This window comes from Marinomonas sp. A3A, assembly GCF_018336955.1.
Taxonomy (GTDB): Bacteria; Pseudomonadota; Gammaproteobacteria; order Pseudomonadales; family Marinomonadaceae; genus Marinomonas; species Marinomonas lutimaris.
Genome location: NZ_CP025532.1, coordinates 3558762 through 3576593, shown reverse-complemented (window position 1 = coordinate 3576593; position 17832 = coordinate 3558762). Strand labels below are relative to the sequence as shown.

16 protein-coding genes and 5 tRNA genes are annotated in these 17832 nt (G+C 42.8%); 7 read left to right on the top strand and 14 right to left on the bottom strand.

Features of this window, described 5'->3' with window-relative positions; genetic code table 11:
* Nucleotides 1-65 precede the first annotated feature (65 nt).
* Nucleotides 66-2654, top strand: coding sequence for an ATP-dependent chaperone ClpB (clpB, locus tag CYL31_RS16755; RefSeq protein ID WP_212916305.1), 2589 nt, complete (start codon nucleotides 66-68; stop codon nucleotides 2652-2654).
* A gap of 109 nt (nucleotides 2655-2763) precedes the next feature.
* Here clpB and CYL31_RS16750 read toward each other — a convergent pair whose 3' ends face one another.
* The 13 genes from CYL31_RS16750 to CYL31_RS16690 form a co-directional block, all read right to left on the bottom strand.
* Nucleotides 2764-3369 (bottom strand): TIGR04219 family outer membrane beta-barrel protein, encoded by a 606-nt coding sequence (locus tag CYL31_RS16750; RefSeq protein ID WP_212916304.1) that lies wholly within the window; start codon nucleotides 3367-3369, stop codon nucleotides 2764-2766.
* A gap of 114 nt (nucleotides 3370-3483) precedes the next feature.
* Nucleotides 3484-3558 (bottom strand) — tRNA-Gln (locus CYL31_RS16745).
* 21 nt (nucleotides 3559-3579) lie between these two features.
* Nucleotides 3580-3656: transfer RNA gene (locus tag CYL31_RS16740), tRNA-Met, on the bottom strand.
* A gap of 25 nt (nucleotides 3657-3681) precedes the next feature.
* Nucleotides 3682-3756, bottom strand: a tRNA-Gln gene (locus CYL31_RS16735).
* Nucleotides 3757-3767: 11 nt separating this feature from the next.
* Nucleotides 3768-3844: transfer RNA gene (locus CYL31_RS16730), tRNA-Met, on the bottom strand.
* A gap of 10 nt (nucleotides 3845-3854) precedes the next feature.
* A tRNA-Gln gene (locus CYL31_RS16725) sits at nucleotides 3855-3929 on the bottom strand.
* A 114-nt stretch (nucleotides 3930-4043) separates the two neighbouring features.
* Nucleotides 4044-5135, bottom strand: coding sequence for a redox-regulated ATPase YchF (gene ychF, locus CYL31_RS16720; RefSeq protein ID WP_212916303.1), 1092 nt, complete (start codon nucleotides 5133-5135; stop codon nucleotides 4044-4046).
* A gap of 25 nt (nucleotides 5136-5160) precedes the next feature.
* On the bottom strand, nucleotides 5161-5745 hold the full coding sequence (gene pth, locus CYL31_RS16715) for an aminoacyl-tRNA hydrolase (protein WP_212916302.1): 585 nt from the start codon (nucleotides 5743-5745) through the stop codon (nucleotides 5161-5163).
* A 21-nt stretch (nucleotides 5746-5766) separates the two neighbouring features.
* A complete protein-coding gene (locus CYL31_RS16710; protein WP_012071272.1) occupies nucleotides 5767-6345 on the bottom strand; it encodes a 50S ribosomal protein L25/general stress protein Ctc in 579 nt (192 codons plus the stop codon).
* 69 nt (nucleotides 6346-6414) lie between these two features.
* Nucleotides 6415-7362, bottom strand: a complete 948-nt coding sequence (locus CYL31_RS16705; protein ID WP_110577430.1) for a ribose-phosphate diphosphokinase — start codon at nucleotides 7360-7362, stop codon at nucleotides 6415-6417.
* A 38-nt stretch (nucleotides 7363-7400) separates the two neighbouring features.
* On the bottom strand, nucleotides 7401-8315 hold the full coding sequence (gene ispE / locus CYL31_RS16700) for a 4-(cytidine 5'-diphospho)-2-C-methyl-D-erythritol kinase (protein WP_212916301.1): 915 nt from the start codon (nucleotides 8313-8315) through the stop codon (nucleotides 7401-7403).
* Nucleotides 8300-8878, bottom strand: coding sequence for a lipoprotein insertase outer membrane protein LolB (lolB, locus tag CYL31_RS16695; RefSeq protein WP_212916300.1), 579 nt, complete (start codon nucleotides 8876-8878; stop codon nucleotides 8300-8302). Before lolB ends, ispE begins: the two co-directional genes overlap by 16 nt.
* On the bottom strand, nucleotides 8875-10662 hold the full coding sequence (locus CYL31_RS16690; protein WP_249411614.1) for a tetratricopeptide repeat protein: 1788 nt from the start codon (nucleotides 10660-10662) through the stop codon (nucleotides 8875-8877). Before CYL31_RS16690 ends, lolB begins: the two co-directional genes overlap by 4 nt.
* A 222-nt stretch (nucleotides 10663-10884) precedes the next feature.
* Here CYL31_RS16690 and hemA point away from each other — a divergent pair, with 222 nt between their 5' ends.
* Genes hemA through prmC form a run of 3 tightly spaced genes read left to right on the top strand, consistent with a single transcriptional unit; the run spans nucleotide 10885 to nucleotide 14128 of the window.
* Entirely contained in the window at nucleotides 10885-12153 is a 1269-nt protein-coding gene (gene hemA, locus CYL31_RS16685; protein ID WP_212916298.1) for a glutamyl-tRNA reductase, read from the top strand.
* A gap of 3 nt (nucleotides 12154-12156) precedes the next feature.
* Complete coding sequence (gene prfA / locus CYL31_RS16680) at nucleotides 12157-13245, top strand: peptide chain release factor 1 (RefSeq protein ID WP_212916297.1); 1089 nt, start codon at nucleotides 12157-12159, stop codon at nucleotides 13243-13245.
* 28 nt (nucleotides 13246-13273) lie between these two features.
* Nucleotides 13274-14128 carry a peptide chain release factor N(5)-glutamine methyltransferase gene (gene prmC / locus CYL31_RS16675; protein WP_212916296.1) on the top strand — a complete coding sequence of 285 codons (855 nt, stop codon included), beginning with the start codon at nucleotides 13274-13276 and terminating at the stop codon, nucleotides 14126-14128.
* A gap of 28 nt (nucleotides 14129-14156) precedes the next feature.
* Here the strand turns inward: prmC and yaaA are convergent, their stop codons facing one another.
* The gene (gene yaaA, locus CYL31_RS16670; RefSeq protein WP_212916295.1) at nucleotides 14157-14939 is read right to left on the bottom strand and encodes a peroxide stress protein YaaA; all 783 of its coding nucleotides are present in this window, start codon (nucleotides 14937-14939) and stop codon (nucleotides 14157-14159) included.
* A 91-nt stretch (nucleotides 14940-15030) separates the two neighbouring features.
* On the opposite strand from yaaA, the gene CYL31_RS16665 reads away from it, so the two are divergent.
* From CYL31_RS16665 to CYL31_RS16655, 3 genes are all read left to right on the top strand, one after another.
* The gene (locus CYL31_RS16665; protein WP_212916294.1) at nucleotides 15031-15216 is read left to right on the top strand and encodes a hypothetical protein; all 186 of its coding nucleotides are present in this window, start codon (nucleotides 15031-15033) and stop codon (nucleotides 15214-15216) included.
* Between the two features lie 54 nt (nucleotides 15217-15270).
* Nucleotides 15271-16182 (top strand): hypothetical protein, encoded by a 912-nt coding sequence (locus tag CYL31_RS16660; protein WP_212916293.1) that lies wholly within the window; start codon nucleotides 15271-15273, stop codon nucleotides 16180-16182.
* A 101-nt stretch (nucleotides 16183-16283) separates the two neighbouring features.
* Nucleotides 16284-17831 carry a methyl-accepting chemotaxis protein gene (locus CYL31_RS16655; protein ID WP_212916292.1) on the top strand — a complete coding sequence of 516 codons (1548 nt, stop codon included), beginning with the start codon at nucleotides 16284-16286 and terminating at the stop codon, nucleotides 17829-17831.
* Nucleotide 17832 lies beyond the last annotated feature (1 nt).

The window sequence follows — 17832 nt, the reverse complement described above, 5'->3', positions numbered from 1 at the left end:
ATTTTTAAGGGCTATTAAGCTTTTAATTGAAATATTCCATCTTATGTTACAAAGGATGTTAGATTATGCGTATAGATCGTTTAACCAGTAAATTGCAGCTAGCACTTTCCGATGCTCAATCCGTTGCACTTGGGCAAGATCACTCTTATATAGAGCCGCTTCATTTAATGATGGCTTTGTTGGATCAGCAGGGCGGTAGTACTCGTCCAATTCTCCAGCAAGCTGGTATTCCTGTCGCTAAATTTCGCGAAAGTTTGAATGAGTTGTTAACTCGTCTTCCAAAAGTGAATGACCATGATGGCAATGTACAGATGTCTCCAGAATTGGGGCGTTTGCTTAACCTAGCAGACAAAGAAGCTCAGAAGCGAAAAGACCAGTATATCTCTTCTGAACTTGTGTTGATGGCGATGTTCGATGGCAAGGATGACCTTGCGAAAAGTTTAAAATCAAGTGGTGTTACGAAGGCGGATATTGCCGTTGTTATTGACAGTATTCGAGGAGGTGACTCTGTAAATGACCCTGACGCAGAAGAAAGTCGTCAAGCGCTAGATAAGTATACTGTCGATTTAACAGCGAGAGCAGCAGAGGGGAAGCTTGACCCAGTTATTGGGCGCGATGACGAAATTCGTCGTACGATTCAAGTTTTACAGCGTCGCCGCAAGAATAACCCTGTTCTGATTGGCGAGCCTGGTGTGGGCAAAACCGCCATTGTGGAAGGCTTGGCGCAGCGTATCATTAATGGCGAAGTTCCTGAAGGTTTAAAAAATAAACGTGTTTTGTCTCTTGATATGGCTGCTTTGATTGCAGGTGCTAAATATCGTGGTGAGTTTGAAGAGCGTCTAAAAGCTTTGCTTAATGAGTTAGCGAAACAAGAAGGTCAAGTAATTTTGTTTATTGATGAAATCCACACCATGGTGGGAGCTGGCAAATCAGAAGGCTCTATGGATGCTGGTAATATGCTTAAGCCAGCTCTTGCTCGTGGAGAGTTGCATTGTGTTGGCGCAACGACACTGAATGAATACCGCCAGTTCATCGAAAAAGATGCGGCTTTGGAAAGACGATTCCAAAAGGTATTAGTGGAAGAGCCAAGTGTGCTGGATTCCATCGCTATTCTGCGTGGTTTAAAAGAACGTTACGAAGTTCACCATGGTGTTGATATCACTGATTCTGCCATCATTGCGGCCGCTAAGCTTTCTCAGCGCTATATTACCGATCGTCAATTACCGGATAAAGCGATTGATTTGATTGATGAGGCAGGTAGTCGCATTCGCATGGAAATGGATTCTAAACCGGAAGATATGGATCGTTTAGAGCGTCGTTTGATTCAATTGAAGATTGAAAAAGAGGCGCTTAAAAAAGAAAAAGATAAAGCGTCTAAGCTTCGCTTGGAAGAGTTGGATATTGAGATTGATAATTTACAGAAGCAGTTTTCCGATTTGGAAGAAATCTGGAATGCCGAAAAGGCTGCGGTTCAAGGTGCGCAAAAACTTAAAGAAGAGCTTGAGTCTGTCCGTCATGAGATGGAAGAAGCCCGTCGTAGCGGAAATTTAGCAAAAATGTCAGAGCTCCAATATGGTGTGATTCCTATGTTGGAAGCAGAAATAGAGAAGGCAAGTAAAGTCGAAGAAAGTACAGAAACTCGCTTGCTGAAAAGACGTGTGACTGAAGAGGAGATTGCTACGGTCGTTTCACGATGGACGGGTATTCCAATGGATAAAATGCTTGAAGGCGAACGCGATAAGTTGTTACGTATGGAAGAGGCATTGCATGAATCTGTCATGGGGCAGGATGAAGCTGTTCTAGCTGTCTCTAACGCGGTTCGTCGCTCTCGTTCTGGCTTGGCTGATCCGAATAGACCTAATGGCTCTTTTCTCTTCTTGGGTCCTACTGGTGTGGGTAAGACCGAATTATGTAAGTCGCTAGCTCGGTTCTTGTTTGATACTGAGCAGGCGATGGTGCGAATTGATATGTCTGAGTTCATGGAAAAGCACTCTGTCGCTCGTTTGATTGGCGCGCCTCCAGGTTATGTGGGTTATGAGGAAGGTGGGTATTTGACTGAAGCGGTAAGGCGCCGACCTTATTCAGTGTTGCTGCTTGACGAAGTAGAAAAAGCTCACCCTGATGTTTTCAATATCCTTTTGCAGGTTTTGGATGACGGTCGTTTAACTGATGGGCAAGGTCGCACAGTCGATTTTAGAAATACAGTTATTGTCATGACGTCTAACTTGGGCTCTGATTTGATCCAAGAATATCAGTCTGCTGATCAGTATGAAGAGATCAAAGCGAAAGTAATGGAAGTGGTCGGAACGCATTTCCGTCCTGAATTCATTAATCGCATCGATGAAACGGTTGTATTTCATCCATTAATGAGATCTCAGATCAAAGGTATAGCTACCATCCAGCTAGCGCATTTGAACGATAGATTGAAAGAAATGGGAATGACATTGGTATTAACAGAGGCTGCGGCCGATCAGTTAGCGGAAATTGGCTATGATCCTGTTTATGGTGCTCGACCACTAAAACGTGCGATACAAAAGTGGGTAGAAAACCCTTTGGCGAATGAGTTGCTATCAGGCCATTTTGTAACGGGGGATCGTATTGTTGCGGATGTTTCTGAAGGTGTAATTAGTTTCTCAAAAGCTAATTACCACTAAATTTAATGTGTTGCTGATAGTATAAAAAATCCCGCTGAAGTCGTTTTGATTTCAGCGGGATTTTTGTTTGGAATAACTATGTCTAAATTGATGTTTATAAAGACAATGCTTAGAAGTCTACGAAGGCGCCAATGAATACACCAGTGAATTCAGCATCAAAGCTTGAGCCGTCAATATCGTCTATGTCGTGACGAACTTTACGGTAGCCTGCTTCTAGGCCCCCAAAATATAGCGGTTGGAATTTTACTTTAAACATGGTGTCGGTAATGCTGGCATCGCTGCCGCCGCCAGCCTTAAATTCACCACCTACGGAAATGCTTGTTCCTGGCAGGGCGACATAAGCAGATAGGTAGCCTAGTGGGTAGGAGTCACTAACATCTGTTGAGCCGATAGAGCCATCAATGCTGCGTAGAGTAATACCTGCATCTAGATCTAACCATAAAAGGCCGTCTAGGAATTCGTAGTAAAGTGTGTAGTCGTTATAAGACGTGTCTATTTTTGTATTAGCACTTCCGAACTTGCCTTCTAGTTCTTGGTGTTGAATACGGAAATTAGGAATCAGTGGGATTGGGTGTTCTACAGCAAGACCGAAGTAGGTGTTAAAGTCTTCGCCATCATTAGTAATATAAGAGCCAGCTTCAGCGGTTAAGCCAAGTACATCAGCGTGAGCAGCACTTGCTAATAAAGCAGTCGAGAGTAAAAGGGCTGATTTCATAATTAGTGTCCATATATCGAGTGGATAAAATTTGTCTAATTATAGGTTGAAGAGAAGTAAAAACCAATGAAATAAGGAGAAGAGATGGCGTATTGTGAAGAATATTTACATAGATGGCTGGGGTAGAAGGATTCGAACCTACGCATGACGGGATCAAAACCCGTTGCCTTACCGCTTGGCTATACCCCAATAAAGGATTTCTTTTTAAGTTGGTGGCTATGACTAGATTCGAACTAGTGACCCCATCATTATGAGTGATGTGCTCTAACCAACTGAGCTACATAGCCTTAACTTTACTACTAAATATATCGATGGCTGGGGTAGAAGGATTCGAACCTACGCATGACGGGATCAAAACCCGTTGCCTTACCGCTTGGCTATACCCCAACATATCGAGTTGGTGGCTATGACTAGATTCGAACTAGTGACCCCATCATTATGAGTGATGTGCTCTAACCAACTGAGCTACATAGCCTTTAGTCTGTTGGCTGGGGTAGAAGGATTCGAACCTACGCATGACGGGATCAAAACCCGTTGCCTTACCGCTTGGCTATACCCCAACAGACTGACACAAAAACAGTTTATACAAATCGATCTACTGCCTCTGTGGCGCGATATTATTCATATAACCCGTTAATGGGTCAAGTGTTTTTCTTAAAATGTTTTATTATCTGTTAAACATTAAAGCGGAAATGCATTACATCGCCGTCTTTCACGATGTAGTCTTTTCCTTCAAGACGCCATTTACCGGCTTCTTTAGCGCCACTTTCACCCTTATATTGGATGAAATCGTTATAACTGATGACTTCTGCGCGGATAAAGCCTTTTTCAAAGTCTGTGTGGATCACTCCAGCTGCTTGTGGGCCTGTTGCGCCTTGTTTGACAGTCCAAGCACGCACTTCTTTTACGCCTGCTGTAAAGTACGTCTGAAGGCCTAGTAATTCATAGCCAGCACGAATCACTCGATCTAGCCCAGGTTCTTCCATGCCCATTTCATCAAGGAACTCTTGCATCTCTTCTGTGTCTAGTTCGGAAATTTCCGCTTCAAGTTGGTTACAGATAGGAACTACCATTGCACCTTCCGCTTCCGCAATTTCTCGTACTTGATCAAGGTATGGGTTGTTTTCAAAACCATCTTCGGCAACGTTAGCTATGTACATTGTTGGTTTTGTTGTCAAAAGGTGCAATGAGCGCACTTCTTTTTTCTGCTCATCGGACAGTTCCATAGAGCGAACTGGTAAGCCGTTTTCTAAGTGTTCTTTGATGCTCTCTAGGAATGCTTTATGAGCAATGGCTTCTTTATTACCACTCTTTGCATTTTTTGCAGTGCGGAACAGTTGCTTGTCGATGGATTCGATATCAGCAAAGATCAACTCAAGGTTAATAACTTCAATATCTAGCTTTGGATTCACGTGGTTTGAAACGTGGATAACGTTCTCGTCTTCAAAGCAGCGAACAACATGAGCAATGGCATCTGTTTCACGGATGTTAGCAAGGAATTTATTGCCAAGGCCTTCACCTTTTGAGGCGCCTTCTACGAGGCCTGCAATATCAACAAACTCCATTGTAGTTGCTAGTACACGTTCAGGTTTTACAATCTCAGCTAGTGCGTCTAAGCGAGGGTCTGGCATAGCAACAACGCCAGCATTTGGTTCGATAGTACAGAACGGAAAGTTTTCTGCGCCAATGCCTGCTTTGGTTAATGCATTAAATAGAGTTGATTTACCAACGTTAGGTAGCCCAACGATGCCGCAATTAAAACCCATAGTGAGATTCCTAATAATTAAGTGATTATGCTTTGAAGCTGTGTAGCTGATTCATTACGGTATTTAGATTGCCGCGAACGATGTTATCCACATAGCGTAATGATTCGTCGATTGTTTGTTCTATTTTCGTGTAATCGTCTGGAGCGGCTTTTTTCAGAACGTAATTGGCAACTTGGCTTGCATGACCAGGGTGTCCGATGCCGATTCTGAGGCGACCAAATTCTCTATTGTTCGCCAGCTTTGAAATAATGTCTTTTAATCCGTTGTGACCACCATGCCCACCGCCTTGTTTTAATTTGACGGTACCTGGGGGGATGTCTAGTTCATCGTGAATAACAAGGATTTCTTCAGGAGGGATTTTATAAAACTGACAGACGGCCTGAACCGCTTTGCCGCTTAAATTCATATAGGTGGTGGGAATAAGGAGATAACACTCTTCACCAGCTATATAAACTTTGCCGAATTGACCAAAAAACTTTTTCTCAGAACGAAGAGAGCATTGGCTCTGACGAGCCAATGCCTCAATCCACTGAGCGCCTGCATTGTGGCGAGTGTTCTCGTATTCGCTGCCTGGATTTCCCAAGCCTACTAATAATCTGAAACCTGCCACAATACTGCCTTCAATGAGATCTTAACGTTTAGACTTACCGATACGAGCGATAGGTTGGTCGTGATCTTCGCCTTTAAGCAAAGACACAAGCTCTACGCCTTCAGGAAGGATAACATCAGACAAGTGGAAGATTTGATCAAGTTGGCCTTTGATCACGTCTACTGTCAATACTTCTGGAAGATTCGCTGGTAAACAACGAACTTCAGCCAATTTAGACTCAACAGTCAAACGACCACCTTGCTTGCTAACACCTTCACTTTGTGCAGCATTGATGAAGCTTAAAGGAACGCGTGTAGTGATCGCTTTATCAGCTTGAGCGCGCTGAAGGTCCATGTGCATTACAGCGCCAGTTGATGGGTGGCGTTGTAGTGCTTTAACAAGAACTTGTTCAGTTTTGCCTTCAACAGTTACTTCAACTAGGCCCGTTAGGAAGCCTGGAGTGCCAACAGCTTTAAGTAGCTCGTTGTCTTTGAAAGAGATAGATACTGGAGCAGTCTCACCGCCATAAATAACAGCTGGCACTAGGCCTTCGTTACGAAGGCGGCGGCTCGCACCTTTACCTTCTTGAGTACGTGCTACGGCATTAATAGATAATGACATGGTATTTTCCTAATAATTAATAAAGTTTGTGCCCAGAAATGCGACCCGTTCCGAGCGTTAGTGTTTGGCTTAGGCCCCAAACATGGCACTGATGGACTCTTCGTTGCATACGCGACGAACAGCCTCCGCCATAATGTCAGACATCGACAATTGGCGTATTTGAGGGCAGTTAAGCGCCTCTTGTGTCAATGGGATGGTATCAGTCACGACCAACTCATCAAGCACGGAATTTTTAATGTTTTCAATGGCTTTGCCAGACAGTACAGGGTGAGTACAGTAAGCAAGCACTTTTGCTGCGCCGTGTTCTTTTAGGGCTTTTGCCGCTGCGCACAATGTGCCACCTGTGTCACACATGTCATCTACTAAGACGCATGTTTTTCCTTCTACGTCACCAATCAAATGCATGATCTGTGCTTCGTTAGCACGAGGGCGACGCTTATCAATGATGGCTAAGTCTGCATCATCAAGTAATTTTGCAAAAGCACGAGCACGGACAACACCACCAACATCTGGAGAAACAACCGTAATGTTTTCATGGCCTTGGCGTTGCAAATCATCTAGCAATAAAGGTGTTGCATAGACGTTATCAACAGGGATGTCGAAAAATCCTTGGATTTGGTCTGCATGAAGGTCAACCGTTAATACACGATTGATTCCAACTGCGGAAATCATATCTGCAACTACTTTTGCTGTAATTGGCACACGAGCAGAACGCACACGACGATCCTGACGAGCGTAACCAAAGTATGGGATAACAGCCGTAACGCGAGTGGCAGATGCACGGCGTAAAGCGTCTGCCATAACGATAAGTTCCATCAAATTGTCATTACTAGGTGCGCATGTAGATTGGATAATGAAAACGTCTTTACCACGAACATTTTCATTGATCTCGACCGTAATCTCTCCGTCGCTAAATTTACCTACGGTTGCGTTTCCGATAGGTAGCCCTAGGCGGCGTACCACCCTGCGAGCGAGTTCAGGGTTTGCATTACCGGTAAAAACCATCAACTTGGACACTTTGTATACCTTTTGTATTTTGTAGCGATGACTATTTATTAGCCAAGAAAAGACTGGCTGAGGTGGTGTCTATGTGGCACACCTCTATTTTGCTCAATCCACTGGTTTAGCGCAGCGTGTGTTGGAGAAGTGTTACAGCCACGGCAAACCCAACTCTGCCATTTTGTCGGTGTAGACGATCTTACTCGTTCAGCGTCGCGCAAATTATCGAATGCTAAAAATAGACAAGCGCCAGTTCCTGTAAGCTTTGCGTCACCATGATTTTTCAACCATAAATACGCTTCATTGACTTCAGGATTGTGCTTTTTTACCACGTCTAAGCAATCATTATGCCCACCCAGCTTCAAGGCGTGCGATATTCTGATGGGAGGGGTGTCTCTTGTCAAATATTTATCGGTAAAAATTTGACCAGTTGAGACATGGCAATTGGGCTTGATGAGTAAAAAATACGGGGTGTCTAACTCGACTTTTTGTAGCTTCTCGCCAACACCTTCAGCAAAGGCCGCGAAACCCATGACAAAAACAGGGATGTCGGCACCTAGTTGCACGCCTAATTCAGCCAATTTTTCCAAAGAAAGCTGGCATCCCCATAATACGTTTAGAGCCAATAGGGTGGTTGCTGCGTTTGAGCTGCCGCCGCCAATTCCACCACCCATAGGTAATTGTTTTGTTAGGATAATATTAGCGCCGAACGTTGAGTCTTTTTTGAATGGCGTCAGCAGTTTTGCCGCTTTATAAATGAGGTTGTCTTCGGTAGGAAGATGCTCAATAACGGGCGTAATTGTTACTTGGTTATTTCGAGTTAGTGAAAAATCAAGCGTGTCGCATAAATCGATAAACTGAAACAATGTTTGCAGCTCATGGTAGCCGTCTTCCCGTCGACCAGTGATGTGTAAAAATAAATTTAATTTTGCAGGAGAAGGTAGTTGCATCTTGGTTACTGAATAGTCCATTGGTTAATAATTAAATTGACTCTAAACGGTGGGTTGGATACCTGCATTTTTTGCGGTAAAGAAAGGCCATCTACCTTGGTGAAATTGCTATAGGTAATGAGCCAGCCATCTTGCTCTATTTTATTGGGTAATTGGCTATCTGGGTCTTTGCTTATTCTGGCGGCTGAATTTGGGTAGGCTAGCCCTCTAATCCAATAGGTGACTTGATTGACAGGGAACTCCCAGCCTAATTCTTGTTGTAGTAATGTTGCTGGGTCGTTACCTGTGACAACAGTATCTTCATAAGCTAGTGTCACAACGCCATTATTTGACTGGTTTAGATGTGTAGCACCTTGACCGAAAGGGCCGACGATACTTAGAGCAAATGTTTTTGGGTCTTTTTGCCAGTTAAAATTGCCAGAGACAGCATCATTCTTGGTTCTTATACCGACTCTGCCAGAGGTTTCCCATTTAGAAATTGCGCCAACGTTTTCCGGCGGTGGTGTTGTTGGTCCTGTTGGTCTTGTACTACAGGCGCTAACAAGAACAGTAAAGGCTAGTATACAGAGTGTGCGATAAGTCATGATGGTTTATCCTGTTTTCGTTCTTCAAGTAACGACGGTGACAGTCGTTTAATTGTGTCGAGTAAAAGTGGCGTATCGGGTGATGTCTCTAAGGCGGCCTCCCATACGGCTATCGCTTCTTTGTAATGGCGTTGTTTCCATAGTGATTCGCCATAGTGAGCTGCGATTTCAGCATCTGGTAAAATTGACCACGCTTTTTTCAAGTAATAAGAAGACTGTTCAAACTCTCCTTTCAGAAAGAATCCCCAGCCTAGGCTATCGATTATAGCTGGGTCGTTGTCTGCTTTTTCATAAGCTGATTCTATATAGTTCATCGCTTCATCTATTCGCTTAGTACGAGTGAGCAATGTATAGCCGAGTGCATTTAGGTACTGTGGGTTGTCTGGATCTTTTTGTAGCAGGTTTTTTAGCTCTTTTTCAGTGATTTTCCAGTTGCCTAAAGTGTCGGCGAGTAGTGCCTTGTGGTAGCGCAAAGCGTCAGATTCAGGAAGGGCTATAAGTGCATTGTTGACTAATTCGAATGATAAATTTATATGACCTCTTTCCTCATGAAGGCGACTGATAGCAGCGACTTGCTCTGGCATATTTTCTCGTGCTGTTCTACGCAGCACCATGTTATTGATGTCATCTTCTTTGTTTTCATCATAAAGCCACAGGGCTATTTGATTGGTCGCATTGGTTCGTAAGGCGCCGTCAACGTTTTCCATTACCTCTATGGCTTGCGCTTTCTTATTTAATTGAGCCAGTGCAATCGCGCTTAAATATTGGATTTGGTCTGATAAGCCTAGCTGTTTCTCAGGTAGGCTATTTGCCATCGCTAGCGCTAATCCTGGTTGATTGTGTTCTAACAAAGAACGCATCAAATTGATGCCAACTTGCAGTTTTTCTGGCGTCTCTAAATCTGTTTTTTGATAAATATTGCTAGCAATTTTGGGTTGCTCGTTTTCCACTAAGAAATCAATTAAAGGTGTGATTACTCTGGTGTTTTTTGGGAAATGTTGAGATGCCGTTTGTAGTGTTTTGATAGCATTGTCTAGCTGGCCAAGGCTTTTTTGGCTAAAAGCCAATATGAGATAAAGCGCTTCACTTTTGTCTGTATTGGGTTTGGCTAACAGTTGCTCTGATGTGTTAATTGCAAGCTGATATTTGCCAGAAAGCAGTAAAATATGTGCGTAGCTTACCTGTATGTACTGATTGTTTTTTGATTCTGGTGGCAGTGCATAAATGGCCGTTTCTATTGTGTTGACTTGGTCGCTATCACGGACATTTTCTTCAAGATAAATAGGTAAGAAACGCAATGAAATCTTATGTCTCATGGCGTTAGTGAGCAGCGTGGTGACTTCTTCTGCCCGATTGTCTTTGATAAGAACCTGCAACTTTAGTGAGTAGGCCGCTTCTGAAGTAGGATCGGCGGAAAGCCACAAGTTTGCGCTTCTCTCTATATAAAGATGATTTTGAGATACCACGGCGATGTGTGTGAGTCTCTCTATCAGCTCTATATCATCTGATTGGCTGGCTAATTCGTAGAAAGGTTCAAAGGCTTTGTTCGGACCTTCTCGTTGTAAAGTGAATTCGGCATTGAGTAATTCCTTAATTTTACCCTGATTGGCAAAGGTATCCGCTTTAAGGGGTTCTTTGTTTGGTGGCAAGCTATTTTGTTGTGTCGTGTTTTGACTGCATGCGTTCAGGAACGGCAAGCTTAAAAGAGTGAAAAACAACAAAATCCCTTTTGTAACGGGCTTTTGAGAGAGTTTTTTTTGAACTGGGCCTAAAACAGCAGGCATATTTTTTCTCGATGCTAAATTCATACAACCCTTATGGTATCGTTAGCGGCTCGTTATGTCAGTCATAACTATAAACTAATCCTATTACTTTTATTGATCATATGGGGTGCGAAAAAAAGCGAATTTCTCGTATAATGTGTCTTCTTTATGTAAAGAGTCATGTTGGGGCAATGCTTGCTCCTGTCATTACCTTAAGATCTCGATCTTTGAGAAGAGTCCTGAATGCCGCTAATTACTGTAGGTGTAAATCACAAAACTGCGCCGGTCTCGATACGTGAGCGCGTGGCCTTTGCGCCTGAAAAGATGATCGATGCCTTGTCTTCTCTGATATCTGGGAATAAAGCGAATGAAGCAGTGATAGTATCGACCTGTAATCGCACCGAACTTTATTGTTCTGTTGAAGATTTCAGTAAGGTCGATGAGGTTATTGCTTGGCTTGGCGAATATCACGGCATTGCTTTGCCTGAATTGCAGCAATATTGCTATACACACGCTGATGACAATAGTGTGCGTCACGTTATGCGAGTGGCCTCAGGGCTAGACTCTTTGATTCTAGGGGAGCCTCAGATTCTTGGGCAAGTAAAGTCTGCGTACGCGGTTTCGCAAGAAGGTTCTTGTATTGGTCCTGAGTTAGAGTCTTTATTTCAGCGTACTTTTTCCGTTGCCAAACGTGTACGTACGGATACGGCCATCGGTGAAAATCCAGTGTCCATTGCGTTTGCCGCAGTGAGTCTTGCGCAGCGTATTTTTGCGGATATTAGAAACAGTACTGCCTTGTTAATTGGTGCAGGGCAAACCATTGAACTGGTAGCTAGACACCTTAAAGAAAACGGTATTAAGCGCATCATAGTGGCCAACCGAACCTTGGCGCGAGCTCAGATTTTAGCGGATGAACTTAATGCTGAAGCCATTATGTTAGGTGAAATTGGCGATTATTTATCTCAAGCGGATATTGTTATTTCTTCTACCGCTAGCCAATTACCGATTATTGGTAAAGGCATGGTAGAGCGCGCAACGTCGCAACGTCGCCATTCGCCAATGCTGTTAATTGATATCGCGGTACCTCGAGATATCGAGCCTGAAGTAGAAGAAGTTAACGACGCTTACCTTTATACCGTCGATGATCTTCATTCAGTGATTGAAGAAAATGTCAGAGCAAGGCAAGATGCGGCGAAAGCGGCCGAACAAATGATCGAAGAAGGGGTTGATTCTTATCGGCGAGTGGTCGAGTCGAGAAAAGTATCTGACCTAATAGTGACTTTTAGGCAATCCGCTGAGGCCATAAAAAATACAGAACTGGAAAAAGCTTTAAAAGGTCTTGAAATGGGACAGTCTCCTGAGCAAGTGCTTAACAAACTAGCTCATGGCTTAATGAATAAACTGATTCATGCGCCAACACGCTATCTGCGTGATGCTGGTGCCGACGCCGATCAAGATGCATTAATCATTGCCTCAAATGTATTGGGCATTTACGAAGAAAAAGATAATTAAAAAATGAAAGAATCCATAAAGTTAAAATTAGAAAGTTTATCTGATCGTTATGACGAGTTAGCCGCACTATTAGGTGTTGCTGAAGTCATTATGGATCAAGATTTGTTCCGTGCTTATTCCAAAGAGTATGCAGAGCTTGAGCCTGTTGTTAAGTGTTTTAATGAGTTTCAGCAAATAGACGAAAACATTGCCGAAGCAGAGTTGATGATGACAGATGCGGACCCAGACATAAAAGAAATGGGTGTGGAAGAATACAAAGCCGGTCTGGCGCAAAAAGAAGAGCTTCAGCTGGTATTGCAAAAATTGCTTTTGCCCAAAGACCCGAACGATTCTCGTAACGTATTCCTAGAAGTTCGTGCCGGTACTGGTGGTGATGAAGCATCTATTTTCTCTGGCGATTTATTCCGTATGTATTCTCGTTATGCAGAAACACAACGTTGGAAAGTAGAAATTGTCAGTGCAAGCGATGGTGAGCATGGTGGTTACAAAGAAGTGATTGCTCGTATTGTTGGTGACGGTGCTTATTCTAAACTGAAGTTTGAATCCGGTGCTCATCGAGTCCAACGTGTTCCAGCGACGGAATCTCAAGGTCGTATTCATACGTCAGCTTGTACTGTCGCGGTTATGCCTGAAATGGATGAATTAGATGACATTATCATCAACAAATCCGATTTGCGCATTGATACTTTCCGTGCCTCTGGTGCGGGTGGTCAGCACGTAAACAAAACAGACTCGGCTATTCGTTTGACGCACATTCCAACAGGCGTTGTCGTAGAGTGTCAGGAAGAGCGCTCGCAGCATAAAAACCGTGCTAAGGCGATGTCTTTGCTCGCGTCTCGTTTGCAAGCGGCTGAACAAGAAAAGGCAGCAAGTGAACAATCTGAAGCACGCAAATCCTTGGTAGGCAGTGGTGATCGTTCTGAACGTATCCGTACTTACAATTATCCACAAGGCCGAGTGACTGATCACCGCATTAACCTAACTTTGTACAAGCTAGATGAAATTGTTGCTGGTGAATTAGACTCATTGATCAACCCGCTAGTGAACGAGTTCCAAGCGGAGCAGCTGGCAGCGTTAAGTGGCGACAATTAATCTGAATAAATGAAGGTAATCATCGCATATGCGAATTGATGAACTATTAAAAGGCGCTTACGAGCGCCTTACTTTTGTCTCCGAGACAGCTCAGTTAGATGCACAATTATTGCTTGCACATGTCTTGGCTGTGTCAACTTCCTATTTTTATACTTGGCCAGAAAAACTGGTCAGTACGTCAGACGTAGAGCGTTTTAATGACTTATTGGCTCGTCGGGAGCTTGGTGAACCAATTGCATATTTATTGGGGCAGCAGGCTTTTTGGAGCTTGGACCTGGAAGTTGACCCTTGTACTTTGATTCCTCGGGCTGACACTGAACGGCTGGTGGAAGTGGCTTTGTCTGTGTTGGATATAAGTAAAGCAAACCGTATCCTAGATCTTGGTACAGGAACAGGTGCGATTGCCTTATCGCTGGCGTCAGAGCAACCTAAATCGACTGTCATTGGTGTTGATTTGGTTGAAGAGGCTGTGGCTCTGGCTAAGCGTAATGCAGTGCGAAATCGGCTTAGTAATGTGACGTTTATGCAAAGTAGTTGGTTTGATACGCTGGAAGGTTGCGATCCATTTGATCTTATTGTGTCTAACCCGCCTTATATTGACCCTGATGATGAACATTTGTCACAAGGAGATGTACGCTTTGAGCCGAAAAGCGCCTTAGTGGCGGATAATCATGGCATGGCGGATATCGAATATATCATTCAAACTGCGCCTGATTTCATGACACCAGATGCTTATTTGATGTTCGAGCACGGTTATGATCAGGCCGCAGTTGTTCGAGAGTGTTTGATCGAAGCGGGCTTTGCTGTCGTCGAGAGTTTTCAAGATTTGGGTGGCAATGATCGGGTTACCATTGGTCAGTATAAAGAAAAAAGTAAGCGCTAGAGTTAGCGCTTACTTTATATAGGGCTTTCTATTTTTTCGGTTGTGCGCTTTCTGGACGAATAAACACAGGGCTGTCTTTTGTTGATTGCTGAGGGTCATAGCGATAACCCGCAAGATTAAATGCTTTAAGTTCATCTAGCGTTTCACAACGGTTTTCAATTAGGTAGCGAGCCATCAGGCCGCGTGCTTTTTTCGCATAAAAACTGATGACCTTAAATTTGCCATTCTTTTCGTCGAGGAAGTTCGGGGTGATTAATTGTGAGGTTAGTTTTTTCTTGTTAACCGCTTTGAAGTACTCGTTAGAGGCTAAATTAACCAGTAATTCATCTTTATCTAGCGTGTCATTGATTTTGTTAACTATGATGTCTCCCCAGAATTGATAAAGGTTAGTGCCTCTATTGTTCTTTAGACTGGTGCCCATTTCTAGCCGATAGGCTTGCATCAGGTCCAACGGTTTTAGTAATCCGTACAGGCCGCTTAAAATACGCAGGGACTCTTGGGCATACCTCATATCACTTTCACTTAATGAATAAGCGTCTAGTCCTGTGTACACATCGCCCATGAAGGTATAAATAGCAGGGCGGCTGTTGTCTTTTGTATGCTCTTTTTGCCATTCTTGGTAACGAGAAACATTGAGTGTAGCAAGTTTGTCGCTGAGCTTCATAAGAGAGGCGATATCAGCGGGTGAATAGGGTTTGATTGTATCAATGAGTTGTTGTGAGTCATCCAACAGCTCTGGTAAGCTGAACATATCAATGCTAGGTGTTGAGGTTAGGTCCAGCGTTTTCGCTGGTGATATTAAAAACTTCATAATTATTCCATCTGCTTGATCATTGCGTTTGCTAAAGATTATCCATAGAGTGTCGATAGATATCCAGACAATGCTTTAATAGAGACAATTTATGAAGAATAATCTGATACCATTCCCTTCTTCTCGTCAAAGTCGTGGCGAAAAAGAAGTTTCTCTTGCCTCTAGCGATGAATTAGCAGAACTTCGGGCTGCTTTTGATAAAGCTCGTGCTGATTGGGTGGTGGAGCTCGCTGAGTTACCTGAAAATAATAAAATTTGTTGCGGCTCTAAAAAATAATTAGCTAGTCTTCGGTTGTTTTTATAATGGGCTGCCTATTAAGGTGTTTAACCCATGTTGCTTTTTCTTGTTCGAAACTCCCTTCCTTTTATGTTTGTGTTTGCCATACTTGGCTTTTTACTTCCCTCTGTTTCATTAGCTTTTTTCCCATTTTTGCCTATTGTTCTTTTTACCCTGATGTCATTAACGTTATTGGGTATGAAGCAGAATGAATTAATTAAACGATTAAGCAGCAAAGAAATATGGCTGTATGCAATCTTGCATTCTGCGGTGCTTATGGGAGTAGTAGGTGTTATCGGCTGGTGGTTATCCTTTGGATCAGATCTTTTACTAGCGGTTGTTGCTGTGGCGGCGACAGGATCTTTATTTGCAACACCAGCAATTGTTCGAGCATTAGGTTTTGATAGTTTACAAGCCATGGCCATGACGATAGCAACGACATTAATTTTACCTGTTTCTATTTTTATTGCTCTGATATGTTTTCAAGCTGAAAGCGTTGAGCTGGATTGGTCCAGTTATTTTGTTCGCTTAGTTGTTTTTATATTTGGTCCAATGTTGTTCTCATTTTTAGTTCATCGTTTTTTTCCTGAGGAAGCATTAAGTCGATTCTTGATGAAGATATCGCCTTATACCATTTTATTGGTGTTTGCTTTTCCATTTGGATTGGTCGGTAGTTTTCGTATGCTATTTGATCAAGATCCAATGATGGCATTGAATTATTTTCTAATTGCCACGGGATTGTGTTGTTTGTTTTTTTTCTTGTCATACCTTTTTTATCGTAAGCAAGGTAAAGCCATTGCGCTTACTGCAGCAATTACTTCTGGTAATCGAAATGTCTTACTGACGTACAGTATTGCAGGCGTTTTGTTAGGTCCTGCATTTTTACCCTTAGCGGGTGCTTTACAAATTCCTACATATTTATTACCCATTTTCACTCGCTGGTTAAACAGAGTCTTACTAAAGTAATCTTTAGTGTTTTTATGTCATCTCATCTAGTGCTTTTTGTGTATTAATATTTTTTATGATGGGATACTAGTTAGGGTGATAGCTTAAGGATGGTTAGTTTAATGCGTAAAAATGTGCCAGTTACAAAGCAAGAAAAAACCTTTTCACAAAATGATAAGTTAATTACGACAACAGATTTAAAAGGTCAGATACTTCACTGTAATGATGCCTTTGTAAAAATTAGTGGCTTTGATAAAAGCGAATTAATGGGAAGTCATCATAATATTGTCCGCCATCCTGATATGCCTAAAGAAGCATTTCAGATTATGTGGGATACTTTAAAACAAGGTAAAGCTTGGATGGGCTTAGTAAAAAATCGCTGTAAGAATGGTGATTTTTATTGGGTGGATGCTTACGTGACGCCTGTTACTGAAGGTGGGAAAGTTATTGGTTATGAATCTGTGAGGACGGTTCCTAAACGAGAAGATGTGGAGCGAGCAGAGAAAATTTACCACCGAATAAACAAAGGCAAAAATGTTCTGCCACGAGCATTTATGTCGTGGAAGCTAGTAGTGCCTGTGATTGGTGTTCTCTTAGCGGTTGCAGCGAGTAGTATTGATATTCTTTATGGAGCAGGTGTTCTTGCCGTAACGAGTTTATTGGCGAATGGTTTGTTCCTGCTGAATCACTCTAAATTGCAGTCGACTTTAAGAAAGCGGCTATCAACAGCGTTTCTTCACCCATTGGCCGGTGTGACTTACTCAGATACATCTTTGGACATTGCAACACTTGATGTAGGCGTAAAAAGCTTGTTATCGAGAATGGATGCAGTGTTGACGCGTTTTGAAGATGAATCTTTAAAAGTATCCGAACAATCTAAAATTGGCCTTGCGCTTACTATTGAAACGACAAAAGGTATGGTGAGTCAGCAACATGAAACTCAAGATGTTGCTGCGGCAATGCAGCAAATGACGACCACAATCAATGATGTGGCTCAGCATGTGCAAATGACTGCTGATAGTGCTAAATCATCTTCTAAGTCAGCAGAGAGTGGGCAAAAAATTGTTGAAGATACCCGTCATTCGATTCGTCAATTGAGCGACACCGTAAATAATATTGGTGCAACGGTGCAGGAATTGGCTGAGCGCTCTGAGCAAATTGCGCAAGTTGCGCAGATGATTGACCAAATTGCTGAACAAACGAATCTTTTGGCGCTGAATGCGGCAATAGAAGCAGCGCGAGCGGGCGAACATGGGCGCGGTTTTGCGGTTGTTGCGGATGAGGTGCGTCAATTAGCTCAAAGAACACAAGGCTCGACAAAGGATATTCATCACATTATAGAAACTTTGCGTAGTGGTGCTAAAAATTCGGTGTCAATTGCCAATCAAGGTAAACAGGATGCAGCCCAAGGCTTGGAAAAAATTGTTGAGATGGAAAGTGCTTTCGTTAATATAGTTCAAGCTGTTTCGAAGATCTCAGATATGTCGATACAGATGTCGGCAGCGGTTGAAGAGCAAGCGCATGTTTCAGAAGATATTAACCGACAAGTTGTTCGTATTTCTGATTTGTCAGTTGAGAGTTCTGAGAAATCTAACCAATCAAGTGACAGTATCAGAGCGTTACAAGATGTAGCGAATAATATGCATGAGTTGGTAGTTCGCTTTAAATAAC